The sequence below is a fragment of the Rickettsia endosymbiont of Lasioglossum villosulum genome, from assembly GCF_964026455.1.
Lineage (GTDB): Bacteria > Pseudomonadota > Alphaproteobacteria > Rickettsiales > Rickettsiaceae > Rickettsia.
Window position 1 is genome coordinate 1,486,997 of the sequence record NZ_OZ032152.1, and the last position, 25,142, is coordinate 1,512,138.

Sequence of the window (25,142 nt, forward strand, 5' to 3'; positions counted from 1 at the left end):
ACTTATGATCTGTGATCCTGTAACTTTTTTGTTATATGGATCGAAAAGTATTTTTCAATTGCTCGCAATGACGATTCGTTATCCATGCAATAACACTGACTTAAGCACTTCCTACTTGGAAAGAGAAATGTGCCTCATCAATGCCTAAATGCTTTAATGCATTATGCCATTTATTTTCAGGATTATCAGCAAAAATAAATTCTTTATCACAATCCATAACTAGCCATAGATTTTCTTCTAGCTCTTTTTCAAGCTGCCCTGCTTTCCACCCAGTATATCCTACAATTAATAAGCTGTTTTTAGGTCCTTTACCGAAAGCTATATCTTCTGAAATTTCTAAATTAGAGCTTACTGCTAAATCATTATGAAAATCTAATAATAAGTTTTTATTATAATCTGTGGAATGTAAAAAGAATCCTTTTTCATGCTCTACAGGTCCGCCAAGATATATAGGCACCATAACAGGATTTACTATTTCATCATTTTTTATTTTAAAAAATGATTTTAAATCTATATGATTTACTAAACGATTAAACATTAATCCTATTGCACCTTCTTCTGTATGTGATAACATATAAATCAAGGATTTATGGTAGATACCTTTTGTAATTACATAAGGTGTTGAAACTAGTGTTTTACCGGATAGGTTATAAAAGATCTTATCATTCATAATAAAACTAGTATTATAATAGTTATTTATTAAGTATATAAGATTTAAATTCAATTATTCAATAGAAGTTAACAATAATGATCACATTTTTTGATATTACTATTTTTTCTATTATCACACTTTTTTCGTTTTTTGGATTATACCAAGGGATAATAGGTTTTTCGACAAGAATACTCGGTTTTATTACCTCGATAATGTTAACATATTTCTTATATCCACATATTTCGCAAATAATAAGCAAATACGTACATAATGAGGTTGTAAGAGTAATAAGTAGCGGGGTTATATCCTATATTATTTCTTTAATCTTATGCATTTTTATCGTCTATAAATTCCTAGCAATAATTTCATTTATGAGGAATGGTTTCATTGATCGATTTTTGGGATTATTAGCCGGTTTTGCAGTAGGAGCTGCTATTTCAGCCGTGATATTTTTTATAACAATGATTTTTACATCTGAAAATTATTATAAAAGTAAATCTTTAGAGGATTTCATAGCAAGCAGCAAAAGCAATAAATATTCAGGAGTGCTTAAAGATTCTTTAACTACAGAATATTTTGATGAATTAAATAAAAACATAATAGTTATTATCCCTGTTGAGACTTTAAAATCAGTTAAAACCTTAAACAGTAAAAAGATTTAGGTAATTTCAAATCTAATGATGAAAATAACCAATCTTCTCAAGAATTAGATGATGAGCTTAATGATAATGATGCATTTTCCGATGTGGATGATTAGAAAAAACGCTCGATGTCGTGTGATGGCATTTCTCGTGTGGATCAAGAGTCATCATTGCGAGGCATTGTTGCGTGGATACCAAATCGTCTGAGCTACGCGAATGAAATGAGCGTGGCAATCCAGAAAAAATAATAAAAAATACTAATAATATTAGTATTTTTTAGCCGATCCATGCGACAATGCCTTATTCCGAGGAGATTCGTAGAATCGACTTGGCAATCTCATAAAGTGGAATTCCTGAGATTAATTAGTCGAACTTTCAGTTTCTTCTCACAATGATGTTTTTTGTCTTAAGAGTCTTTAGTTTCTTTGTTTTGGCTTGATGCGGATTCTAGCATCGCTACTGCCTTATTTAGTTCTACTTGGCTACAAAGTCCAAGTAATACAGGGTCACGTGGATGAATAGATTTCATATTCCAATGGCTGCGGGTTCTAATAGCATCGATGGTAGTTTTAGTAGTACCAATAAGCTTAACTACTTGATTATCTTGAATATCTGGATAATTACGTAGTAACCAGTATATAGCATCAGGTTTATCTTGGCGTCTTGCAATTGGTGTATATTTAGCACGCTGTTTTTTCTGATTCTTCATTAATTCATAGGCAGGGCTATGAGAAATTTGTAGGACATTTTTAGGGTCTTTGCTACAACGATCAATTTCCTCCAGAGTTAGCTGACCATTTGCAATCGGGTCAAGCCCTTTAATAGATTGTGCTACTTCACCATCTGCCATACCTTTTATTTCAAGTTCATGAATACCACAAAAATCAGCAATCTGCTTAAAAGTTAATGAGGTGTTTTCAATTAACCACATAGCCGTAGCTTTTGGAAGTAGCGGTAATATTTTTTGGGAATTCATGATATTTGTTTTTTAGCTTAATAAGAAAGGTTATAACAAATTGTGCTATTTAAGTCAATCTTCATTTATGTCATCTCGTGGACAAGCAACTAGATGACACGAGGACGTTTTTCGATCTATGTAACACATTCTAGTCTTCATTTAGAAACTTGACAATTTCTTCAACTACTTTCTTAGCATCACCAAATAACATAAAGGTATTGTCGTGATAAAATAACTCATTTTCTATACCAGCATATCCTGAAGCCATAGAACGTTTAATAAACAAAACGCTACGAGCTTTTTCGACATCTAAAACAGGCATACCATAAATCGGGCTATCTGGATCATTTTTAGCAGCTGGATTAGTTACGTCGTTTGCTCCAATAACTAAAACTATATCGGTAGTAGCAAAATCTCTATTAATCTCTTCAAGCTCTAAAACTTTCTCATAATCAATATTAGCTTCAGCAAGTAGCACATTCATATGCCCTGGCATTCTACCTGCTACAGGATGTACAGCAAAACGTACGTTAATGTCTAACCCTTCTAATATATCAACCATTTCTTTTATAATATGCTGAGACTGAGCTACTGCCATACCATAACCAGGAACAATTATAACAGATGATGCATTACGCAATAAATTTGCTGCATCTTCAGGGCAGCTTGCTTTTGCTACCTTATCATCATTTATATTTTTACTAGCACCACTAGGAGCTGGTAAAAATGCACCAAAAATAACTTTGATTAAGGAGCGATTCATTGCCTTACACATTATATAGCTAAGTATAGCACCGCTACTACCAACTAAAGCTCCAGTAATAATCAACAAACTATTACTAAGGGTAAAACCTATACCGGCAGCTGCAAAACCTGAATAGGAATTTAACATCGATACTATCACCGGCATATCAGCACCGCCTACCGGTATTATAAGCAATACCCCAATTAGCAAAGATAGTAATATTATTAGGTTAAATAGAAATATATTTTCTGAGCGAATAAACAACACTATTAATGCGACTAATAATATTGTAGTCACTAAACATACATATTGCTGACCATAAAATTTTAATGGGCTGCTTTTCATTAAGCCTTGTAGCTTTAAAAAAGCAATAATTGAACCGCTAAAAGTTAAAGCACCTATAGATACACCTAGTGATATCTCTATCAAAGAACTGATAGGCAAGCTTCCTGCAATACCTATAGCAAAATTTTCAGGAGCAAGTACAGTAGCATAAGATACAAATACCGCAGCAAGACCAACAAAAGAGTGAAAGCCTGCAACTAATTGCGGCATTGCCGTCATAGAAATTTTAAGAGCAATTACCCCGCCTATTATGCCCCCAACTAATATAGTAGCTATAATAGGTAATTTATGGGCAAAATCAGGCAGAAAGAAAGTAACACCGACTGCTATTGTCATCCCCAAAATACCTATAGTACTGCCTAAACGTGCTTGTTTCTGTGATGACAAAAACTTGAGCGATAGAATAAAGCAAATAGCAGCTATGAGATATAATAATTGGATAATCTGTAAGGACATAGGTTAATATGTTTTATTTATATGTTTGCGTAAATTATATCCTCTGTCATCCCGTGGCGGCATTGCTGCGTGGATCAGTTTTTCCGTCTGAGCTAAGGAAATTACAAAGTAATTGACGAAGCAAGGAAGTATAAAAAATGCTATAAATTAGCATTTTTTATTATTTTTTCTGGATTGCCACGCTCCTTATAGTCGCTCGCAATGACGATTATACTAAAAACTAAATCCTATACCTATAGAAACTACTAAAGGATTAAGCTTAGTTCTAGAGGTAACATTTTTATTTCCTACTAAACTTGGCTTATATACAATTTTAGGATTTAAATAATATTGTTTTATGTCTAAATTTATTACTGTGTCATCTTTAGCATAGAAATCCAGACCTATTTGTCCTACAAAACCATTTCCGTTTCTTATCTTAATACCGCTAGATTGAGTGATCATATATGAACCATGATAACCTAGCCCTACATAAGGTCTAATGCCACCGAAAGGTGCCATATGAAATTGTCCTGTAATTGTTGCTGGGATCATGTAAAGAGGCTTGCTTTTACCAGGTGTTGCTCCAACGCCATAGTTATAGGATACATTACTAAGCACTGAATTTTTAGTACGTAAAACATTAAAACCTAAAGATAATTCAGTAGCAAAATAATTGTTGAAGAATATAGTAGTAGATATATCACCACCATAACCATTTTTTACAAACTCACCTATTGGAAGAGGCTGAGGAACTGTAGGAGCGGGTAAGTTTTTTTGCTTAGCATGTGCAAAAACTCCGTTTAGACGCATTTTAACGAGTAAACTTCCTTCATTTTCATAATATGGAATATCATCATAATTATATTCCGGTACAGCATTTACATCAGCTTCCATGCTTTTAGCAAAGCTATTAATGCTTATGCATGATACAAACAAAATTACTCCTAACCTTTTAGACATTCTTATCATAGTTACAATCCTTTACTTGCTTAAAATTCATTATTATATTATAATATAAGCTTTTCATCGTTATGTATTTATATTTTTTAGAAGATAAGATTCTTTCATATCAAAAGTCAAGAAATTTAAATAAAATTATAGAAATTACTGGAGTATATTAATGAATGATGCATTAAAAACATATTCAATAGGTATAGGTTGGTTCTTACTTAGTTTAGTAAGTAGTAGTGCTAACGATGTAATGTCTAAATATTTAGGAACTAGATTGCACAGTTTTGAAGTAGCTTTTTTCCGTTTTTTCTTCAGTAGCATAGTTTTATTACCTTTCGTTGCTTATTATGGTAAAAATACCTTAAAAACAAGTCGTCCTTTTGTTCATATTTTAAGGGGATTATTATTATTTTTTGGTATGACTTCGTGGACTTACTGCTTAAGTATTGCACCTGTTACTACTGCGACTGTTATAAGTTTTTCTATCCCCCTATTTACTTTAATACTTGCCGTATTTTTTCTTAATGAAAATATCATTTGGCAAAGATGGGTAGTGACAATAGTAGGATTCGTTGGGTTAGTAATTACGCTTAAACCTCATGCCGAGGATTTTAACCCCGAAATGCTCTATTTTGTTTTAGCAGCTATTTCATTTGCTATGCTTGATATTATAAACAAAAAATTTGTGGTAAAAGAGTCAATGATTAGTATGCTATTTTACTCAGCAATAGTAACTGCTGTGGTATCGATACCTGCTGCAGCTAACTACTGGCTTACTCCAACTCTTTTTGAATTAGCGTTGTTATTTATCTTAGGCAGTAGCGGGAGTTTAATATTATTTTTGCTACTTAAAGCTTTTTCTATGGTAGATGCTACCGCTACCGCTCCTTATAGATATTTAGAGCTTGTGATTTCGGCAATAGCAGCATATTTCATATTTAACGAGTTTCCAGACAAAAGTACATTGCACGGGGCAGTAATCATAATTCCAGCAACTTTATTTATAATATATTCTGAAAAAAAAGCCATGAGCAAAAAAATATGAATCGAAAAAAAATAGTATTTTCAAGCGGCATAGCCAACACTTTTGAATGGTATGATTATGTACTATTCGGTTACTTTGCACCGATAATCGGAACTAAGTTTTTCCCAAATGATGATGCTAATACTTCTTTATTGCAGGCTTTTTTAGTCTTTGCTATAGGGTATTTGGCAAGACCACTTGGAGGCATATTTTTCGGTGTTATTGGTGACAAATTTGGCAGAAAAGCAGCCTTAACTGGTGCTTTATTCTGCATGTCTGCCCCAACTGTATTAATTGGAATATTACCGACCTACCATACTATCGGTATCACTGCCACTATTTCAATGATTGTTGTTAGAATCTTACAAGGGCTGTCAATGGGCGGAGCTTTAACTGGTTCTATCTCGTTTGTTATTGAGCATACTTATCCAAAGCATCGAGGTTTTACTGGCAGTATTTCAATGTCTAGCATATGTGCTGGTTTACTGCTTGGTTCTTTTGTTTCTTATATCGTCAAGAATATCTTAAACGCTGAACAGTTTGATAGTTTCGGCTGGAGGATACCTTTTTTACTTGGTTTCTTTATTCTTTTTGCAGCTTTTTATATTAAGAACCATACGCATGAAACGCCAAATTTTAAAAATTTAAAAGAACAGAAAAAGATACAGAATTCGCCGCTAAAAAAAGTTATTACTAAGCATTGGTTTGATATATTAATTTCGATTTTTATCAATGCTCCAGGTTCGATAATATTCTATTTGCATGCAATTTATTTAGTGTCATTTTTAAAAATCAGTCGTAACTTTATTGAAAATGAAGTAAACAGCCTAGCAAGCGTATGTTATGTAATTATGATAGCTATAACATTACTTAGCGGTTATTTATCCGATGTTATAGGTCGCAGGAAAATTTTTGTAATTAACCTTGTAGTGATTATTATAGCAACTCCATTTTTACTTAATAATTTTGAAACAGGTAATTTCACCGGCGTAATTATTTCACAATTTATACTCGCAGTGCTTGCTGCTAGCTATATTGGTCCTGAGCCAGCTTTGCAGGCAGAATTTTATCCTACCGAAATACGTAACACTGCACTCTCGCTTTCATATAACACCGCTACAACTATATTTGGTGGCACTACTCCACTTGTTTTTGAGTATCTAGTACAAAAAACAGGTCAAGTTACTTCTGCAGTTTATTATATCATCTTAAGCTGCATTCTTGCATTGATAGCATTATTCTTTTACAAAAACCGTACATAAATATACTCGTTTTATTTGAAAAATTGGCTAAATAATCTTTTACAAGCCTATCTTGGACAGTAAAAATTCAGAAGATGCTGCTATTCACTTTGAAGAATTCTATATTTTTAAAGAGATTGATATGTGTGGTAAAGCCTTTGGATAGTAGAGGAATAATATAACAAATTCCAAATTTCTCTTGATTTAATAATAAATATGTGGCAAAAAGAGTTTGGAATAAAATTCTAAGCTCTATAAACATTTCTAAAAAGATTTATAAAGCTTAAGCTACTATAGCTCAGGGGTAGAGCACTTCATTGGTAATGAAGAGGTCGGGGGTTCAATTCCCCCTAGTAGCACCACAAAATCCTCTTAGTACTGATTATTAAATTGCAATGGTTTTTATCGTAATTGCATGGAGTTTTTTATTTAATACCTCAGATAGAGCATTTTTTACTAGTTTATGTTGATTAATTAAAGTAAGTCCTTTAAACTGTATATCTGATAATTCTAATGCATAATGGTCTTGATCACCTACTAAATCGGTAATTTTAATTACACCATTTGGAAAAGATTTTTTAAGTATTTTTTCTAATTCTTCTGCAGATATTGCCATTATTTTATTAATTCCTATATAATATATACGTTATTAATTACTATATTATCTATAGAGTTCTATTGATAATAATGATTCTTGCGAATATAATTAATACTAAAATAATATATTACAGTAACATGAAAAAAGAAAGCGAAGAACTAAAATTATTTATTTTAGAATGTCTAAATGAAAAGAAAGCAGAAGATATCGATGTAATTGACTTGAGTGGTAAAAATAAGATAACTGATTATATTATATTTGCTAACGGCAGGTCAACTAAGAATGTTGGAGCAATAGCTGAATATGTGGCATTAGAGTTAAAAAATAAAGCCGGTATAAGCACTAATATAGAGGGGCTTGGTAAATCAGAGTGGGTACTAATAGATGCAGGTACTATTTTGGTTAATATCTTTTACCCTGAAGCAAGAACACATTTTAAACTTGAAGAAATTTGGAAAAAATAAATATTTTTAAATGAACGATCACATACTTATTAATGTTATAATTTTACTTGGTACTGCAGTCTTTATCGTGGCTATACTTAAGCGATTTAAGTTAAGTCCGGTACTTGGCTATCTAATTGCTGGAGCTGCAATTGGTGATCATGGTTTAAAAATTGTAACATATGACCAGACTAAGTTACTTGGCGAACTTGGTGTAGTATTTCTATTATTTGCGATAGGGCTTGAGCTATCTTTCGAGCGATTAAAAGCTATAAGACGGTATGTTTTTGGGCTTGGTACTTTACAAGTTCTAACAACCGCCATAGTAATTGCCGGTGCGATGGTGCTTATAGACGGCAATAGTAGTGCTGCTATTATTACCGGAGGCGGACTTGCACTTTCATCTACAGCCCTTGTTATGCAGGTCATTGAGGAAAACCGTAACCAATCAACACAAATCGGTAGAATTTCTTTAGCAATTCTGCTACTTCAAGATTTGGCTGTAGTACCATTGCTTGTAATAGTACCACTGCTTAGCGGTAATAGTCAGGCTTCTCTTGCGACAGCACTTGGTATTGCGTTTTTAAAAGCCATTGCTGCTTTACTTACTATATTTGTTGCGGGTCGTGTTTTACTTCGTCCAATATTTTCATTCATATCTTCCGAAAGTAATAGTGCTAATGAGCTACCTATTTCAATGACTTTGTTAATAGTGCTTTCTGCTGCTTGGGCTACTGAAACTTTCGGCTTATCGCTAGCACTTGGAGCTTTTGTTGCTGGAGTATTAGTTGCTGAAACTGAATTTAGACTACAAGCTGAAGAAAGTATTTACCCTTTCAAGAGTCTGTTCTTAGGGCTATTCTTCATGACTGTCGGTATGAATATCGACACACTTGAAATGTATGAAAAACTATCTCATATCCTTACTTTATCTATTGCTTTAATAGGTATCAAAACCTTAATAATAACAGCTTTTTGTATTTTATTTGGGTTTAATAAAGGTGTTGCTTTTTATTCAGGGCTTTTATTATCGCAGGGCGGAGAATTTGCTTTCATATTATTTAGCTTAGGTAAAGAAAGTGGTGTTTTAGAAGAAAGTAGTGCTAACATATTATTGCTTGTTGTTACCTTTACTATGGCACTTACACCGCTACTTGCAGCATTAGGACGAAAAATTGCTGAAAAAGTCGATAAAGGTCTCGGCAAGACCCCAACGCAAATTATAGAGCTTGGTACAAGAGATTTAACAAATCATATTATTATTGCGGGGCTTGGTAATATCGGTAAAATGGTCGCAAGGGTTTTAGAAGCTGAAGGAACAAGCTATGTAATATTAGATTTAGACGAAGATAGAGTTAAGGAAGGGTTAACAGACGGTTTTCCAGTTTTTAAAGGTGATGTATCACAGGCAGATACTCTAAAAGCCCTTGGTACAGATAGGGCTCTTGCTATCATACTTACTATGAATAATCAAGTAACTATAAAGAAATCGCTTAAAACAATTACCGCTAACTATCCTGATATGCAAGTTATCGTGAAGCTAAAAAGCCTTAAAAATTCCAGAGAGTTCTATGATTTAGGAGCAACCACGATTATCCCTGAAAGTTATGAAACAGGCCTTCAAATTGGCGGTACTGTTTTAAAATTCATAGGCATTAGCGAGCAAGAAATCAATAGAATAAAAGTACAATTTAGGCTTGGTAATTATATAGTAGCAAAGAAAGAGGATAGCTTATCGGAAGTAGAGTATAATGATTAAGATTCTCATTGCTTTAATTGCAATAATACTATCAACAACAATTAATGCTGATAATAAAAAGTTACCCATTCCAAGATTTGTTTCAATAAAATCTAATGAAGTTAATGCACGAAGCGGTCCGACTACGAAAGCAGCAATAGAGTGGGTTTTTGTTAAAAAAGGTGAACCAGTAGAAATAATTGCCGAATATGAACAGTGGCGACAAGTACGTGATATTCATGGCGAAAGTGGCTGGATACATTCAAGCGTCTTATCAGGTAGAAGATCAGTAATTATTATTGCTGATCAAGAGATCGAATTACTTAAATATGCAAATATAGAGAGTAGAGTAATAGCAAAATTAATGCCTAAAGTTCGCTGTGGCTTAAAAAAATGCAAAGAACAATTTTGCCAAATTACCTGCAAAAATTACACTGGTTGGGTACTTAAAAAAGACCTCTGGGGGGTGTATGATGATAAAGATAGGTATTAAATGAAGACCGAATTACCCGAACGCTCTTTGCATATTAGAGGTAGGCTTGAGTCTATAAAATCGATGTCATCCCGTGGCTTGCTAACTAGATCCAGCATAAAGCGAGATAAATCGAGCTTTTAATTTAAATAGTATAATGAAACAATATTATGTATATATATTAGCAAGCCAGCGTAATGGTACATTTATATTGGCATAACCTCAAATATTATAAAACGTATTTACGAGCACAAAAATAAAATAGTTAAAGGATTTTCTTCTAAATATAACACAAATAAATTAGTTTATTTTGAACAATATAATGATATTATAGCGGCAATTAGTCGTGAAAAATTACTAAAAGAATATAAAAGACAATGGAAGTTAAATCTAATTGAATCTCAAAATCCAGAGTGGCATGATTTAAATGAAAACCGTATTACCTGAACGCTCTTTGCATATTAGAGGTAGGCTTGATTTTATAGTGCAGCAGATTTTAGAGCTTGCCCAAGACAAAATCGCCATGATTATCCTGTACGGCTCTTTTGCTAGAGGCGATTGGGTACGTGATCTACCTAACGGCTATCATAGTGATACGGATATTTTGATTATCTTAAAGAAAGGTAAGTATAAAGGTCATGCTACTTTAAACCTAAAAGATAGAATATATACAAGATTAAAAAGAAAAGGTGTAATAAAAGATCAAATTATCCCTTATGATTCACGGATATCAATAATTTTAGAATCAATAGAAGAGATAAATAGACAATTAGAAAAAGGACGTTATTTCTATACCGATCTTAAAAAAGAAGGGATACTTTTATACGACAGTGGTGAGTATATTTTAAGCGAGGCTAAAGATTTACCTTGGAGTGAGATGAAAGAAATCGCTCAAGATTATTTTGAAGAGTGGTTTAAGAGTGGTAAATATTTTTTAAAAACTTCTAAAAATGCTTTGGAAGAAGAAATTTTTAATATCAGTGCTTTTTTGCTTCATCAAGCTACCGAAAGTTTATACAGTGCTATTTTATTAGTTTTCTCTAATTATAAACCTAAGTTGCACGATATAGAAGAATTAGGTGGCATGGCAAAAAATTATGATAGTGAGTTATTACAAGTTTTTCCTATTGCAACGCATGAACAAAAAGAATGTTTTGAGTTGTTAAAAAAAGCTTATGTTGATGCACGATATGATAAAAATTATAAGATCACGAAAGAACAGCTGCTTTATCTTATTGAGCGAATAGAAAAATTAAAAGAAATCACTGAAAGGATTTGTACAGCAAGGATTGGTGGGTAGGTTGTCATCCCGTGGCGGCATTGCCAGCGTGGATCAGTTTTTCCATCTGAGCTAAGGAAATTACGAAGTAATTGACGAAGCAAGGAAGTATAAAAATTGCTAATTTATAGCATTTTTTATTATTTTTCTGGATTGCCACGCTCATTTCATTCGCTCGCAATGACGACTCTCGATCCACGCAACAACGCCTGCTTGATTACGGGGGTGACACAGTAGGTGACGTTTTCATCACCTGCAATACTTTAAACAACCCGCCCATTTCTTTCAGAGATATCAACCTATTTACTTGTCTCTCTATTAGCTCTGCTTGCTCGGAATTAAGTTTGTTTTGCAGCGTTTGCTTGCGTAGTAAAATCCCATTTTCTATTAAAAAATTATGTTGTAAGATTGTATCTATTATATTTATCTTGCTATTTTGAGCTACTGTTTTGAGTACATAAAAATCTACATGGGCTGATAAATCTGCCTCCCCTAAATTCTCAATTATTGGGCAATATTTATGATTTTTTATAGCTTGCAAGGTTGAGTTATATTGATATCTAGTCCTAATATTCGGGTTTATATCATAGCCGTAATCTATTATAAGACCGCTTCCGCCCAATTCTTTTATATGCTCGGATATAAATTTCATAATCTCTATAGATTTATAGGACTCTTCAAACACTGCTCCGTCTTTCGCATCTAAATGTGTCTTCTGTAAATATTCTTGTAATTGTTTACTAACAGCTATTTTATCATACTTGATTTTCCCATCTACCGGCTGCACTACAAATATTCTTTCATACCATGATTCTTTTACTTTGATATATTGCTTTATCGGCATAGCATCAAAGAACTCATTAGCTATTATTAGAGCGGGTTTTTTGGGGATATCCTCTATAGATACGTACCAATTAATCGGTAAATCAAAGTTTTGTAGATTGGATTTTTGCTGAACAATAAAATTTTCATTGATATCAATTAAGTTGATCGATAAAGCGTTATAAAATTCTGGAACTAATTTTGCTGTGCGTAATAAGTCCCGCATTAATAACCCTCTGCCAGGACCAAGCTCGACTATGCTAAGATTTTTAGGACTACCAATTCTTTGCCATTCTTTTATACACCATAAGCCTATAATTTCGCCAAATAGCTGCGAAACTTCAGGAGCGGTAGTAAAATCCCCTTCTTCTGCCAAGGATTTCGTTTGCCTATAATAAGAAGTTGGGCTTACATGTAAAACTTCCTGCATAAGACGATCACAAGTGATATAGCCACTTTGCTCAATTATTTCCCTTATTTTGTGATCGATCGACATTCTGCCTTTATTATTAAATAACTACCTAAAAGTAACAGCGGCATCGATAAAATTTGCCCCATAGTTAAACTATCAAAAATAAAGCCGATTTGCACATCCGGCTCTCTAAATATCTCAATAATTATTCTAAAAAGAGAATAAAACATTAAAAACAGACCTGAGTTTAAACCTTGCTTTTTAATTGTATTACGTTTAAATACAGCATAAGCCAAAATACAAAATAACACTAACCCTTCAAAGAAAGCTTCGTATAATTGACTAGGATGACGCAAGTTTAAATCACTATCTGGAAAAATTACACCAATAGATGAATTTGTAACACGCCCATATAACTCACCATTAATAAAATTGGCAATTCTGCCGAAAAATAAACCAATTGGGACTACTGGAGCAATAATATCGGTAAGACTTAAGAAATTAAGTTTATGTCGTTTGCAAAATATATAAGCAGTGATAATGACTCCTATAGCACCACCGTGAAAGGACATTCCGCCCTCATATGTTTTTAAAATCTCTATCGGATTTGAAAAATATTTATAAGGATTATATAATAGAATATAGCCGAGTCTGCCTCCAACTATTATCCCAATAATAGCGTAAGTAACAAACTCTTCTAAATTTTTCTTGGTGATTTTTGTAGGAAATTTTTCTATAATTTTACTTGCATAAAACCAGCCAAGTAAAATTCCAACTATATATGAAAGAGAGTACCAAGATACGGCTAGCGGTCCTATAGAGAAAATAATAGGATTAATATTCGGGAATGTCATAGTTAAAAAGTTATTTTGTTCTTTTTAGTTAAATTTATTGATAAAAATAAAATTTTTAGGAATAATAAAAATTTATTTATAATCATACATAATAATATGGTAAGTAAAATATGCAATATTTAATGGATTTATATCGTACATCAAGTACTGAAATAATAATGTTATTTGTTATGCTGGTATCTATTTTAAAGACACTATGCTTGGGCTAATTGCAAGTCTTCAACTAACCAGTCAAGATATTATCAATATAGGTGACTGGGTGCGTATTGGTGAAGTCGAAGGGACTGTAGAAAAAATTACTATTTCTGTAGTGACAATTAGAAATTTTGATCAATCTATTTCAACTATTCCTACTTCTAGTGTTTTAAGCTCCAACGTTATAAATTATAAAGGAGTCGATGAGGCAGGAGCAAGAAGAGTAAAAAGAGAATTTAATATAAATATGGCAACTATTAATTTTTGTGATTCTACTATTTTAACAAATCTCAAAAAATCTCCTTATCTATCAAAAGATGTAATCAATAAAATCACTCTTGATAAAGACGAAAAAGATCTAACAAATATCAAAATATTTAAATTATATGTTCAAGAATATCTAAAAAATAATCCTGCTATTTATACTGAAGGGTTTACTTTTTTAGTTAGACAACTTCAGCCAACTGTTAATGGCTTACCTAAAGAAACAAGTTTAATAGGATACGAAAAAGTTCAAGCCGATATTTTTGAACATATAATTTCCGTATTGCCTGAATTTAAATTAAAAATCTTCCAAAATGTCGGTATAGTTGTAGGGTATTTTGTCATCCCGTGGCTTGTCCACGGGATCCAGTAATTAAAAATACAAATAAAAATTAAAGCTCGATTTCTCTCACTTTATGCTGGATCTAGTTCCCAAGCCACGGGATGACATCCTCATCAATTGTTCTTGATTATTTTATTTAAATCCTATAAAATTTAAAGTTCTAAAATATAAAAAATTAAGTACTTACTAATGAATAATAATATAGTTAATCTTGTAGCAGCCATTGTACTGTCTTTAGGTATAATTTTTGGTTGGCAATATTTTATTGTAAAACCGCAGCAGCAAAAGCAGCAACAACAAATAGCGTTGCAGAAAGCAAAAGATTTAAAGAAAAAAGAATCTGCACAATTAGAGGCTACACCTGTTATTGTTCAAGAAGCAAGTCAAGCACCACGTATTAAAATAGACTCGAATGCACTTTCTGGTTCTATTTCGTTAAAAGGACTTAGATTTGATGATTTAATTTTGAAAAAATATAAGCAAGATTTATCTGAAAATAGCCCTGAAGTGGTATTATTTTCACCATCTGATACTAAAGATGCGTATTTTGCAGAAATAGGTTGGGTGAGTAACTTATCTAGTGTAAAGCTACCTAATAACGAAACTATATGGAATAGTGATAGTGAAATATTAACTCCTGAAAAACCAGTTAATTTATTTTGGGTTAATGAGGATAGGGTTAAATTTTTAGTAGCTATTACAGTAGATGAAAATTATTTATTTACTATAGAACAAACTATCGTCAATAATAGCAATCAAGAACTTCCTGTGCAATCTTATGGCTTAATAAATCGTAAATATACTGCTGTAGAAAAAGCCGTAAATATACTACATCAAGGTCCTATTGGGTGTATAGATGAAAACCTAAAAGAATATTCATATGATGATATTAAGGACAAAAAAAGTGAGAAGTTTTCTGCAAGTAAAGTTGATTGGATCGGAATTACTGATAAATATTGGCTTACTTCTTTAATTCCTGATAAATCAAGTAATTATAGTTCAAACTTTAATTATGCAGTTAAACAAGAAGTAGAGCGATATCAAGTAGATTTTATTTCACCTGTACAAATAGTAAAGCCAGGTGAGAATTTTTCTATTAAAGGAAGACTTTTTGCAGGAGCAAAGAAAGTAGATTTGCTAGACAAATACGAAAAACAATATAACATTAAATTATTTGATAGAGCTATAGATTTCGGTTGGTTTTATATAATTACTAAGCCAGTTTTCTATGCTATGAACTTCTTTTATAAATATGTTGGTAATTTCGGTATCAGTATCTTAATAGTTACTGTTATTATTAAGTTACTGATGTTTACTTTGGCTAATAAATCCTATCGTTCAATGAAAAGAATGAAGAATTTACAGCCTGAAATCAATAGGATAAAAAATTTATATGGTGATGATAAAGCTCGTTTAAATCAAGAAATTATGGCTTTATATAAAAAGGAAAAAGTAAATCCCGTAGCAGGTTGTTTGCCTATAATTGTTCAAATACCGGTATTTTTCTCTATCTATAAAGTGCTTTATGTTACTATTGAAATGCGTCAAGCACCATTTTATGGCTGGATTAAAGATTTATCCGCTCCTGATCCTACTAGTATCTTTAACTTATTTGGGTTATTGCCGTTTTCTCTACCTTCGTTCTTAATGGTTGGTGCATGGCCTATCTTAATGGCTATTACTATGTTCCTGCAACAAAGAATGAGTCCTGAGCCTGCTGATCCAGTACAAGCTCAAGTAATGAAATTTATGCCTTTAGTTTTCCTAGTAATGTTTAGTAGTTTTCCGGCAGGTCTTTTAATATATTGGTCTTGGAACAATATTTTATCCATAATCCAGCAATATTATATTAATAAGCTAGATAAATAAATGGAGTGTTTATAATATAATTGATGAAAATTGATAAAAATTTACCTAACTATTTGACGATTGCCCGAATAGCTGCAATTCCAGTTATTATACTAACATTTTATGTTAATAGCCCTCTTGCCCGCATACTTGGAGCTTTACTATTTGTGCTAGCTAGTATTACGGATTTTTTTGATGGTTATATTGCAAGAAAATATAACTTGGTTACAAGTTTTGGTAAAATGCTCGACCCTATTGCTGATAAATTATTAGTCGGCTGTGTTATTATAATGTTATTGAAGAAAAGTGATGTAGATGAAATTCCTTGTTTATTGATATTGGCAAGAGAGTTTTTAGTTAGCGGTCTTCGAGAATTTTTAGCATTAGTTAAAGTTAGTGTTCCTGTCTCAACACTTGCAAAAACTAAAACCTTTTTACAAATGTTTGCTTTATCAATATTAGTATTAGGCTCAAAAGGTTCTAATATTATCTATCTTGATTTAGTTGGAGAAATAATTTTATGGATTGCAGCTTTTTTAACAATCATAACTGGTTATTCTTACTTTAAAGCATGTAAGAAATATTTTTAATTTTTAGGTTCATTAAATATGCTTGCCGATAAAAAAATTATAAAAGTAGAAGTAAGTAAAGAGCATTTAAAAACACTAAATGAAGCTTCAACTCTTTTAATAAGTCTTCCTGGAGCCTCGCTTGCTCTTGTTAATGAGAAATATACCCATTGGGGAAAGACTATAGAAGATACTATAGAAATTCTACAAGACTTACATAACATCAAGCAAATTATTTTCCTTGATCATCGTGAATGTGGGGCTTATAAAAAGCTTATAGCTGAAGAACGTTTAAGCACTAAAGAAAAAGAAACCGAAGCACATACGGAAATTTTAAATAAAGCCCGTAAGATAATCAAAGAAAAATTCCCCCAACTAAAAGTTTACACATTCTTAATGGGTCTTGATGGCGTGATAGAACAGATTTATGAGCGTCATCCTGTGGATTGCTAGGCATTGTTGCAGGTTCTTATCCTGCAAAAGGTGTTAACTTAAGGCTCGATGTCAAGCCACGGGATGACACCCATATACTTTCGAGGGAATAACATAAATTAAAGGATTTGGTAGCAGAAATCTTAAGTATATGAAGCGTTTTGCTGAAGAGTATAAAGATTTAGAATTTGTGCAGCAGGTTGCTGCACAATTACCTTGGTTTCATATAGTTGTTTTATTAGATAAGATAAAAGATAATCAGCATATTTGTGCTAATTTCATATTTGATTTCAAGATTTTATTCTGAACCAATTAATAGATTTTTTAGACAATGTTTAAATAATAGAAATTTAAAGGTAATCAATTAATACTTATTATAATCTGCTCTAGAGATTTCTATTTAAGATAAACGATTATGTGCTAATTTATAAACTGTATTTTGATCACGTCGTCCTATAGCTATAACTTGTACTACCAACCTCGTATCTATAACTTTATAGACTAGTCTATAACCCACCGTGCGAAGTTTAATTTTATAACAATTCGGCATAGTACTAAGCCTGTTTTTAGGGATATGCGGATTTGTAAGACGTTCTTGTAATTTAGTTTTAAATTGCTTTTGAATATCTGGAGCTAATTTTTTCCATTCTTTTTTTATAGTGAATTCAATTGAATTCGGGACTAGACGCAAGGAGCGATGCCTATAATAATAGGTGAGCGACGAGTAACGACGTCCCGTGTTCAAGTCAATTTACTATAGCGGTTTCTAAAAAGGTTAATTCATAAGTCATTAATATTTACCGATATTTCTTTATCATTTTTACGCTCCTCTATAATTTTGCCTAGTTCAATATCATCAATCATTTCCATCATAACTTCATATAAATCAGCAGGAACACAGTAAAAAACAGGTTGATTACGATTTAATATAGCAAGAGGTTTTCCTCCAGCACTTTGTACAGTTCCCATAGGGTTTGATTTGAGCTCAGAAACACTTGCAACTACATCAGAACAAATTATATGACTCATAATAATACTTTTAATAAAACTATTCAATGGCAAAATATAACTGCTAAAGTTTTTGCTTGCCTTGCTTATAAAGAAAAGTTAAAATTCAGTTTATTTATATAGAATATTCTAACATGCAAATTAAAGAAATTTTTTCTTGTTCTGTAGAAAAGGCTTGTGAGTTGCCGTTATTTGACACAAAAGTACAGGCAGGTTATCCGTCGCCTGCTGACGGATATATGAGTAATAGCCTTGATTTGAATAGCCATTTAATTAAGCATCCTAAATCAACTTTTTTTGTTCAAGTAACCGGTGATTCTATGATAGATACCGGTATTAGAGAAAATGATTTATTGATAGTTGATAAATCTCTACCCCCTACTAATAATAAAATAGTAATTGCTGTTATTAATAACGAATTTACTGTAAAACGCTTAAAATTTATCAACGACGAAGCTTACTTAATGCCTGAAAATAAAGATTTCCCACCTACCAAAATTGAAAATGGTACATATATCTGGGGAGTTGTCACAAGCGTAATCCAACAGTTTTAATTTTTCCAAAGGAAGATTCAAGTTATAATTTCTTCATCTTCTCTTGCAAAGAATTCTGATGCAAACGAATTTTTAAGCTTTCAAAATCAACTATTTCTGCTTTTTGATTTTGGCAGCTACAAGCAAAAATGTATTTTCTTTCATCTTCAACTTTTTGTATACACTGACCACAAATTCCTTTCATCATGCATTGCATAGATGAATTAACACTAACAATTATCTCTGCACTTTCACCGAATATTTTTAAACTTTTTAACTCTTCTGCTATTTCAGGTGATGCATTAATTATTACTCTATCTATTAAAGTTAGTTTTTGTGTTTTTATTTCAGGATAGGTAAAAAACATAACTTCGTTATTGTTATCTTTTAGAGTTTTAATTAAAACATTATTCGGTTCAGTGTCAATAACTATTATTCTTTTATTATTTGGTATCTCTAATGGCATCCCGCTTGGTCCCATCAAAACTACTTTTTCCTCTTCAGAAAATAATTTACATAAGTTAGTTGATTTACCGACATCATATATTATAAAACTAATTAAACCGCTTTCTACATTAATATCCGCAACGCTTAGGGCTAAAGGCTCTATTAATTTAGTTATATCATTAGAATAATTTTGTAAACGGAAAAACTGCCCTGGCTTAAAATTCCTAGCAGCAAGCGGTGAGTGAATTACTAACTCAAAAATTTTATCGCCTAAGATGTTTATTTTGTGAACCTTGCTAATTAACAAATCATCTAGCTGTTTTACAAAGTTTTTATAATCACCTTTAAAATTCGGGTTATTATTTGCCAACTTCTTATTAATAGCCTCATAGCCATCTTTGCTGTTAGCAAGTGCCTTAACTACACTACCTGAGTATTTAGGATTGCAGTCTCCAAAGTAGCTATATTTATCTTCATCAAATTCGGTATTGTTTTCTATACCAATTGCCATGATCACGGTTTTGGCTTTGACGTCATTGCGAGCAGCCTTTGGCTGCGTGGCAATCTTAGGAGTTTGACTTAACGAGATTGCCGCGTCAATGCTACGCATTTCCTCGCAATGACGGTCTCTATTCCCAAATTCCACGGACTCCACATGCCCATATTTATCATTATTAATTCTCAAAGGCTGCATATTTTCTTCAAAATTAACTCCTAATGCTAATGCATATATTAGCTCCTCATGATTTAATTTATATGCTGGCGAATCTTGCAGCTTCCCACGATAATAAATAGTAGCTCCGCCCAGTTTCTTAAAAACCTCTTTCAGCTCTTCATTATTCTTAGCTTTCTCAAATAATTTTGCATGAGCAATAAATTCCTCGGCTATTTCCTTATCTTCTTCAGTCCAATCTTTTTCCGTATAATCTTTGCCGTATTTGGCAACAGCAAACTCGTAATCTTTAACAAAACTCTCTACCTGCTTTTTATAATAATATAAGCTTTCTATTGCTGCATCTAGGGAGGTAAGACCGCCACCAATTACCGCAATCGGCATTCTAATAAGCATATTAGTATTAGAGTTTTCTAAAAACGCTCCACCGCTTTGCAAAGTCATTAAAAAGTCCGAAGCTGTTTTAACACCTTTAGCATCAAAATTCTCTATATCTAAAATTTTTGGCTTGCCAGCTCCAATACAGAAAGCTATATGATCAAAACCTAAATCAAAGGCTTGCTCTTTCGTTATATTAAAATCTAAAGCCACCCCATCATAATATTTAAACTTATTATTTCGCTCTAATATTAGCCTTAATATATCAAGATTGTTTTTATCCCAGCGAACAGTAATACCATACTCCGCTACTCCGCCAAATCCTTTCGGTACTCTTTTAGATAATTTATTTTTATATTCATGCCAAAATTTTATTGGCTTATGAATATCAAAAGGTAGAGGAGTAATTTTTAAACCATCAATAGCCGTGACATTATGACCAGATCGTAATAAATAATAACTAAGACTGAAACCTGCTGGACCAAGCCCTGTAACCAGAATATTATAGTTAGTAGATTCTTTTGGCAGCGGGTTATAAATATTAAGCGGATTCCAACGAGTTAAAAGTAGATATATCTCTAAGCCATAAGGTAACTTAAGCGTTTCTTCTAAAATATTTGACTCTATTAGCGGTATATTTACTGGATCTTGCTTTTGATAAATACAAGCCTTTGAGCAATCATTACAAATCCTATGACCGGTAGCCGCAACCATTGGGTTATCTATAACAATAATCGCAAGAGCACTTAAATTAAAGCCTTGAGCCTTAACGTAATTCATCTCGGAAATTTTTTGTTTTAGGGTGCAACCGGTTGTCATTGCGAGTGATTGAAAGGAGCGTGGCAATCTCATAAGAACTCCTGAGATTGCTTCGTCGCTACGTTCCTCGCAATGAAGAGATTGAGGAATGAAATTTATTCCCCTAGAACAACTATCCTTATCCTGTTTATGACAATAAATACAATAATGAGAGTGGTTTAAAGCTTCATCCAGATTTAAAAAGGAATCTGTATAATCAAAATTTAACCTTTCGTTTTTTTGATATTTAGATATTTTTTTATCATCTATTAGGTTTTCTTTGTCTAGCTTTTGTGGGAGATCAAACAAGATGTCATTCCGCGACTTGATCGCGGAATCTATTTGTTTTTTCTGGATCCCGTGGCGGGGCCACGGGATGACACCATCAATAAAGCCACGAGATGACACCCTATAAGCAGCATATTGTGCGGCTATATCTAATTCTTTTACAAAACTCTCTTCTGCTTGTTGCCATATAATTACTTGTTTAGCGAAATCTCTAGAAGTAAATTTTTTACCTATTAAATCAGCTAATTTTAAATATATATCCTCAAAATCTATATCTTTTATTTTTTCTTGTGAATATTTCTTGATGGCATAACGCTGGACAAATTTTCTTTTACACTCATAAATAATATCAAAATCTTTATGCTGTAATCTCAAACTTGTAACTTCGTTTGAAATACAAAATAATTCTGCTAGAAAATCATCTAAGTAAGGAGATATATTTAATAAAAATTCGGAATAATCTTGAGAGAGAATAGAATAAGGATTAGATCTAAATAATAATATATTATCATAAAGCGATTTGTTGGCTTTAAAGAGATAATCTAAAAATATTTGATCTAATTTTTTAAGACCGGTTAAATCTAATTTTTTAAAATCTAGATTAAAACCAAGCTTCATAGGTAATAAATAACTCTTTTTGAAAAGCGTTTATATACTAAGTAACTTATACAAACAGTAATAAAAGCTACTATAATAGATTTACCTATTGATATTGGGTCCGGTAATGTCCCATTAATTACTAATGATTGTGCAGGTCTTATAATTATAAAGAATGGGTTAAGTTCAAAGAAGTCTCTTTGAGCTTCAGGGATTAATGAATATGGATAAACTATAGGTATACTCCAATAAATGACTCCTAAAACAACATTTAATATTTGTGGAATATCGCGGATATAAGGCGTTAGAAAAGCCATTGCAATAGATCCACTAATTGTACAAATTATTAGTGGTAAAATTAATATTGGCATAAATATTATTTGCCATGAAAATTTTTCTGGAAACAATAAAATAAAAGCAACATACATTGCCAAAAATGAGCAAAATAGATTGTATAGCTGTGCTAAACTATCTGCAACTGGGAAAAAAGTCTTAGAAATTCTAACTTTTTTTATTATTTGGTCACGTACTACTAAAGAATTTGAAGAAGTTGTTAAGCTAGTTACTAGAAAAGTCCATAAAGGAATTCCTCCAACTAAATTCATTATCAAAAACTCTCTTGGCTGATTCAATAAAAAGCCAAAAAAATACGAAATTACCAATATATTAACAAATGGTTGAATCAAACTCCATAAAGATCCTAAAAATGAATCTTTGTTTTGCTTAATTATAGAAGCTCTAACTAATAATATTACCGCTTCCCAATATTTTTTAGATAAAAAATACTTTATCATTTATGTTTTTCTCTATTGTAAATTTTAAATATTTCTGAAGGTTTACCATCAGCAACAATACTACCATCACGTAATAAAATACATCTATTACAATTATCTTTTACAAGTTCTTCTTGATGACTTACTATTATTGAAATAGGTGTATTTTTAAATTTATTTTTCATTAAATTTAAAGATTTTTTTATAAAATAACTATCTCCTGCAGCAAAAATTTCATCAAGTAATAGTATTTGTGGATGTTGAAATATTGATATGGAAAAAGCAATTCGAGATAACATTCCGGAACTATAATTTTTTATAGGTAAATCAATTTTGCTACCTAATTCCGAAAATTCTATAATTTCCTGCTCTACTTCTTTATTATATTTATCTAGCATATTATTATATAACATCAACATTTTGATGTTATCACGCCCTGTTTGTTCTTGCTCAAACCCAGCACTCATATCTATTATAGGTGCAATATCACCACAAACACTTATTGTTCCTTTTATTGGCGGATAAATTCCTGCAATCATTTTTAAAAGAGAACTTTTTCCCGAGCCATTACTACCAATAAAGGCTACTTTTTCTCCCTCATAGCAAGAAAAATTAATATTATTCAATATTGGTATATTTGGAGAAAAAGAAGTTCCTCTATTAAGAAAGAAATGCTTTAATCCTTGTGCTCGTTTATGGGTATCTATGCCCTCAACGTAAGCGTTTTTTATCTCTATAAATACTTTAGAATGATTAAAAGACATAAAATCAATATTTTATATTATTTTCTATCCAATCTAAAATTTCTTGTTTTGGATTATTTTGCTTTATTCCTACTTTTATATCTAATTGTTCACCATCTTTAAATAAAATCAAAGTTGGTATACTTTTTATTCCAAGTTTGCTAGGTGTTTCGGAATCATCTACTATATTCATTTTAAGTACTTTTACTTTATTCTCTAGCTCTTTACTTATTTCCTCTATTATTGGGGTTAACATTCTGCACGGACCACACCACTCAGCCCAAAAATCTACTAATACAGGTAAATTTGATTTTAGTACTTCCTCTTCAAAAGATTTATCTGTTACATTGCTTGCCATATGTCCTCTATATTTTTTACAAGTAAAATTATAAATTACCAAATTATACTTGTAAATAATGAAAATTTTTATTTATTATACTTATTTTTTTGTTATAATATATCCGCATTATTAAAGCTGCTGTTTCTTCTATTGATTTTGTTGATACATCTATTACTGGCCAGTTTCTTAGTTCACAAATTTTTTTAACTTCTAAACATTCTTTTTGTACTATATTAAAATCTGTATAATTTCTATTTTCATTAATTTGTAGCAAATTCAGCCTAGTTTCTCTTATTTCTATTAATCTATTTGGATTAATTACAAGCCCTACTACCAATTGATCTATATCTTTTTCTATAAAATCAGGGAACGGGCAATTATAAACATAAGGAATATTTGCCGTCTTTAGCCCATTATATGCTAAAAATATCGAAGTAGGGGTCTTAGAAGTTCTAGATGGACCTATTAACACAATATCCGCAAACTGTAACTCATTAAGCAGCTGTCCATCATCATGTCTTATAGCATAATCAATAGCATTAAGAGTATCAAAATAAGTTTTATTGAATTTATAATTATAATTTTGCTCTTTTTCTATCTCAATTCCTGAAAAAACTGACATTTCTTTGATAATTTTACCTATTACCGAAATACAAGGAATTTTTAATTCATAACAAAATTTTGTCAGAGTCTTCCTTAGTTCTTGATCCGCAATCGTGTATAAGACAATACCATGCTTTGATTCTATCTTACTCAGTACTTCTTTTAATAATTCTAAATTTCTAATCATTGGCCAATGATACAATTTTGGTTTTAAAGAAGTAAATTGAGCAAGAGCAGAATGAGCTGCACTCTTTGCAGTTTGAACAGAAGAGTCTGAAACTAGGTGAATAATCAGCTTTGTCATATTTTACACATACTAATGTGGATAAAAATTTTGATAACTTATTATTTTTCTTATTAAAAATTTTTTAAAAATATCCAAAATCCTTATTAAATCAAGTAAATCTTGTATTGTTCACTTTAAACAAACAGTTTGTGGATAAAATTGTGAATAAGTAACATTTTTCTTTGAAAATATCACCTTTTCTAAGTAATAAAGAGCTATTACACTTAGTTATCCACTTATAAAAACTTAACTCAAATTTATGTGAATAATTATTAAAATTACTTATTTTATAGGAATATTTTTAATATATATTTTGTTGATAACTATGTAGAAAACATTTAATCTACATAATTCTACTTACATATACAATAAATAAAGAATATATTATAATTATTTTTATTAGTAACAGTA

General features: G+C 31.6%; 23 protein-coding genes, 1 tRNA gene and 5 pseudogenes. 15 read left to right on the top strand and 14 right to left on the bottom strand.

The features are described from left to right. Nucleotides 1–100 precede the first annotated feature (100 nt). Complete coding sequence (locus AAGD49_RS07400) at nucleotides 101–670, bottom strand: YqgE/AlgH family protein (protein WP_341788580.1); 570 nt, start codon at nucleotides 668–670, stop codon at nucleotides 101–103. A 77-nt stretch (nucleotides 671–747) separates the two neighbouring features. Between AAGD49_RS07400 and AAGD49_RS07405 the strand changes: the two are divergent. After that, a pseudogene (locus AAGD49_RS07405) lies at nucleotides 748–1,409 on the top strand (CvpA family protein). 290 nt (nucleotides 1,410–1,699) lie between these two features. On the opposite strand, the gene AAGD49_RS07410 reads toward AAGD49_RS07405, so the two are convergent. The 3 genes from AAGD49_RS07410 to AAGD49_RS07420 all read right to left on the bottom strand — a co-directional run bounded on the left by AAGD49_RS07410 (nucleotide 1,700) and on the right by AAGD49_RS07420 (nucleotide 4,748). Continuing rightward, entirely contained in the window at nucleotides 1,700–2,269 is a 570-nt protein-coding gene (locus AAGD49_RS07410) for a cell cycle transcriptional regulator TrcR (RefSeq protein WP_341788581.1), read from the bottom strand. 130 nt (nucleotides 2,270–2,399) lie between these two features. Next, a complete protein-coding gene (locus tag AAGD49_RS07415; RefSeq protein WP_341788582.1) occupies nucleotides 2,400–3,797 on the bottom strand; it encodes an NAD(P)(+) transhydrogenase (Re/Si-specific) subunit beta in 1,398 nt (465 codons plus the stop codon). A 213-nt stretch (nucleotides 3,798–4,010) separates the two neighbouring features. Next, a complete protein-coding gene (locus AAGD49_RS07420) occupies nucleotides 4,011–4,748 on the bottom strand; it encodes an OmpW family outer membrane protein (RefSeq protein ID WP_341788583.1) in 738 nt (245 codons plus the stop codon). 151 nt (nucleotides 4,749–4,899) lie between these two features. On the opposite strand from AAGD49_RS07420, the gene AAGD49_RS07425 reads away from it, so the two are divergent. From AAGD49_RS07425 to AAGD49_RS07435, 3 genes are all read left to right on the top strand, one after another. Continuing rightward, a complete protein-coding gene (locus AAGD49_RS07425; protein WP_341788584.1) occupies nucleotides 4,900–5,775 on the top strand; it encodes a DMT family transporter in 876 nt (291 codons plus the stop codon). Next, nucleotides 5,772–7,016 carry an MFS transporter gene (locus tag AAGD49_RS07430; RefSeq protein ID WP_341788585.1) on the top strand — a complete coding sequence of 415 codons (1,245 nt, stop codon included), beginning with the start codon at nucleotides 5,772–5,774 and terminating at the stop codon, nucleotides 7,014–7,016. Before AAGD49_RS07425 ends, AAGD49_RS07430 begins: the two co-directional genes overlap by 4 nt. 266 nt (nucleotides 7,017–7,282) lie before the next feature. Next, a tRNA-Thr gene (locus tag AAGD49_RS07435) sits at nucleotides 7,283–7,357 on the top strand. Nucleotides 7,358–7,380: 23 nt separating this feature from the next. On the opposite strand, the gene AAGD49_RS07440 is transcribed toward AAGD49_RS07435, so the two are convergent. After that, complete coding sequence (locus AAGD49_RS07440) at nucleotides 7,381–7,611, bottom strand: BolA/IbaG family iron-sulfur metabolism protein (RefSeq protein WP_016948072.1); 231 nt, start codon at nucleotides 7,609–7,611, stop codon at nucleotides 7,381–7,383. A 119-nt stretch (nucleotides 7,612–7,730) separates the two neighbouring features. Between AAGD49_RS07440 and rsfS the strand changes: the two genes are divergently transcribed. From rsfS to AAGD49_RS07465, 5 genes and pseudogenes are all read left to right on the top strand, one after another. Further along, nucleotides 7,731–8,057 (top strand): ribosome silencing factor, encoded by a 327-nt coding sequence (rsfS, locus tag AAGD49_RS07445; protein ID WP_341788586.1) that lies wholly within the window; start codon nucleotides 7,731–7,733, stop codon nucleotides 8,055–8,057. Between the two features lie 10 nt (nucleotides 8,058–8,067). After that, entirely contained in the window at nucleotides 8,068–9,795 is a 1,728-nt protein-coding gene (locus tag AAGD49_RS07450) for a monovalent cation:proton antiporter-2 (CPA2) family protein (RefSeq protein ID WP_341788587.1), read from the top strand. Further along, a complete protein-coding gene (locus AAGD49_RS07455) occupies nucleotides 9,788–10,267 on the top strand; it encodes an SH3 domain-containing protein (RefSeq protein ID WP_341788588.1) in 480 nt (159 codons plus the stop codon). The genes AAGD49_RS07450 and AAGD49_RS07455 overlap by 8 nt, the downstream gene beginning before the upstream one ends. A 136-nt stretch (nucleotides 10,268–10,403) precedes the next feature. Then, nucleotides 10,404–10,693: pseudogene (locus AAGD49_RS07460) on the top strand (GIY-YIG nuclease family protein). Continuing rightward, entirely contained in the window at nucleotides 10,674–11,546 is an 873-nt protein-coding gene (locus tag AAGD49_RS07465) for a HEPN domain-containing protein (RefSeq protein WP_341788589.1), read from the top strand. The pseudogene AAGD49_RS07460 and the gene AAGD49_RS07465 overlap by 20 nt, the downstream one beginning before the upstream one ends. A gap of 196 nt (nucleotides 11,547–11,742) precedes the next feature. Here the strand turns inward: AAGD49_RS07465 and AAGD49_RS07470 are convergent, their stop codons facing one another. Continuing rightward, nucleotides 11,743–12,843 carry a class I SAM-dependent methyltransferase gene (locus tag AAGD49_RS07470; protein WP_341788590.1) on the bottom strand — a complete coding sequence of 367 codons (1,101 nt, stop codon included), beginning with the start codon at nucleotides 12,841–12,843 and terminating at the stop codon, nucleotides 11,743–11,745. After that, a complete protein-coding gene (lgt, locus tag AAGD49_RS07475) occupies nucleotides 12,822–13,613 on the bottom strand; it encodes a prolipoprotein diacylglyceryl transferase (protein ID WP_341788591.1) in 792 nt (263 codons plus the stop codon). The genes AAGD49_RS07470 and lgt overlap by 22 nt, the downstream gene beginning before the upstream one ends. A 184-nt stretch (nucleotides 13,614–13,797) precedes the next feature. Here lgt and AAGD49_RS07480 point away from each other — a divergent pair. The 5 genes and pseudogenes from AAGD49_RS07480 to AAGD49_RS07500 all read left to right on the top strand — a co-directional run. Next, a pseudogene (locus AAGD49_RS07480) lies at nucleotides 13,798–14,445 on the top strand (mechanosensitive ion channel domain-containing protein); the annotation flags it as partial. 159 nt (nucleotides 14,446–14,604) lie between these two features. Further along, on the top strand, nucleotides 14,605–16,284 hold the full coding sequence (yidC, locus tag AAGD49_RS07485; protein WP_341788592.1) for a membrane protein insertase YidC: 1,680 nt from the start codon (nucleotides 14,605–14,607) through the stop codon (nucleotides 16,282–16,284). A gap of 23 nt (nucleotides 16,285–16,307) precedes the next feature. Further along, nucleotides 16,308–16,853: a CDP-diacylglycerol--glycerol-3-phosphate 3-phosphatidyltransferase gene (gene pgsA, locus AAGD49_RS07490; protein WP_341788593.1), complete on the top strand. Its 546-nt coding sequence runs from the start codon at nucleotides 16,308–16,310 to the stop codon at nucleotides 16,851–16,853. Between the two features lie 15 nt (nucleotides 16,854–16,868). Then, a pseudogene (locus tag AAGD49_RS07495) lies at nucleotides 16,869–17,285 on the top strand (hypothetical protein); the annotation flags it as partial. A 130-nt stretch (nucleotides 17,286–17,415) separates the two neighbouring features. Further along, nucleotides 17,416–17,571: a DUF1016 N-terminal domain-containing protein gene (locus AAGD49_RS07500; protein WP_341788594.1), complete on the top strand. Its 156-nt coding sequence runs from the start codon at nucleotides 17,416–17,418 to the stop codon at nucleotides 17,569–17,571. Between the two features lie 93 nt (nucleotides 17,572–17,664). Here AAGD49_RS07500 and AAGD49_RS07505 read toward each other — a convergent pair whose 3' ends face one another. Together AAGD49_RS07505 and AAGD49_RS07510 are read right to left on the bottom strand one after the other, a co-directional pair. Then, entirely contained in the window at nucleotides 17,665–18,009 is a 345-nt protein-coding gene (locus AAGD49_RS07505) for a type II toxin-antitoxin system RelE/ParE family toxin (protein ID WP_341788595.1), read from the bottom strand. Between the two features lie 35 nt (nucleotides 18,010–18,044). Continuing rightward, nucleotides 18,045–18,293 carry a type II toxin-antitoxin system Phd/YefM family antitoxin gene (locus AAGD49_RS07510; RefSeq protein WP_341788596.1) on the bottom strand — a complete coding sequence of 83 codons (249 nt, stop codon included), beginning with the start codon at nucleotides 18,291–18,293 and terminating at the stop codon, nucleotides 18,045–18,047. A gap of 113 nt (nucleotides 18,294–18,406) precedes the next feature. On the opposite strand from AAGD49_RS07510, the gene AAGD49_RS07515 reads away from it, so the two are divergent. Further along, on the top strand, nucleotides 18,407–18,826 hold the full coding sequence (locus AAGD49_RS07515; protein ID WP_341788597.1) for a translesion error-prone DNA polymerase V autoproteolytic subunit: 420 nt from the start codon (nucleotides 18,407–18,409) through the stop codon (nucleotides 18,824–18,826). Nucleotides 18,827–18,848: 22 nt separating this feature from the next. Here AAGD49_RS07515 and AAGD49_RS07520 read toward each other — a convergent pair whose 3' ends face one another. The 5 genes and pseudogenes from AAGD49_RS07520 to AAGD49_RS07540 all read right to left on the bottom strand — a co-directional run bounded on the left by AAGD49_RS07520 (nucleotide 18,849) and on the right by AAGD49_RS07540 (nucleotide 24,749). Continuing rightward, entirely contained in the window at nucleotides 18,849–22,007 is a 3,159-nt protein-coding gene (locus AAGD49_RS07520; protein WP_341788598.1) for an FAD-dependent oxidoreductase, read from the bottom strand. Next, entirely contained in the window at nucleotides 22,004–22,780 is a 777-nt protein-coding gene (locus AAGD49_RS07525; RefSeq protein WP_341788599.1) for an ABC transporter permease, read from the bottom strand. The genes AAGD49_RS07520 and AAGD49_RS07525 overlap by 4 nt, the downstream gene beginning before the upstream one ends. Further along, nucleotides 22,777–23,523, bottom strand: coding sequence for an ABC transporter ATP-binding protein (locus AAGD49_RS07530; RefSeq protein ID WP_341788600.1), 747 nt, complete (start codon nucleotides 23,521–23,523; stop codon nucleotides 22,777–22,779). Before AAGD49_RS07530 ends, AAGD49_RS07525 begins: the two co-directional genes overlap by 4 nt. A 4-nt stretch (nucleotides 23,524–23,527) precedes the next feature. Next, nucleotides 23,528–23,860, bottom strand: a complete 333-nt coding sequence (gene trxA, locus AAGD49_RS07535; RefSeq protein WP_341788601.1) for a thioredoxin — start codon at nucleotides 23,858–23,860, stop codon at nucleotides 23,528–23,530. A gap of 68 nt (nucleotides 23,861–23,928) precedes the next feature. Further along, a pseudogene (locus tag AAGD49_RS07540) lies at nucleotides 23,929–24,749 on the bottom strand (pyruvate, water dikinase regulatory protein). Nucleotides 24,750–25,142: the final 393 nt, after the last annotated feature.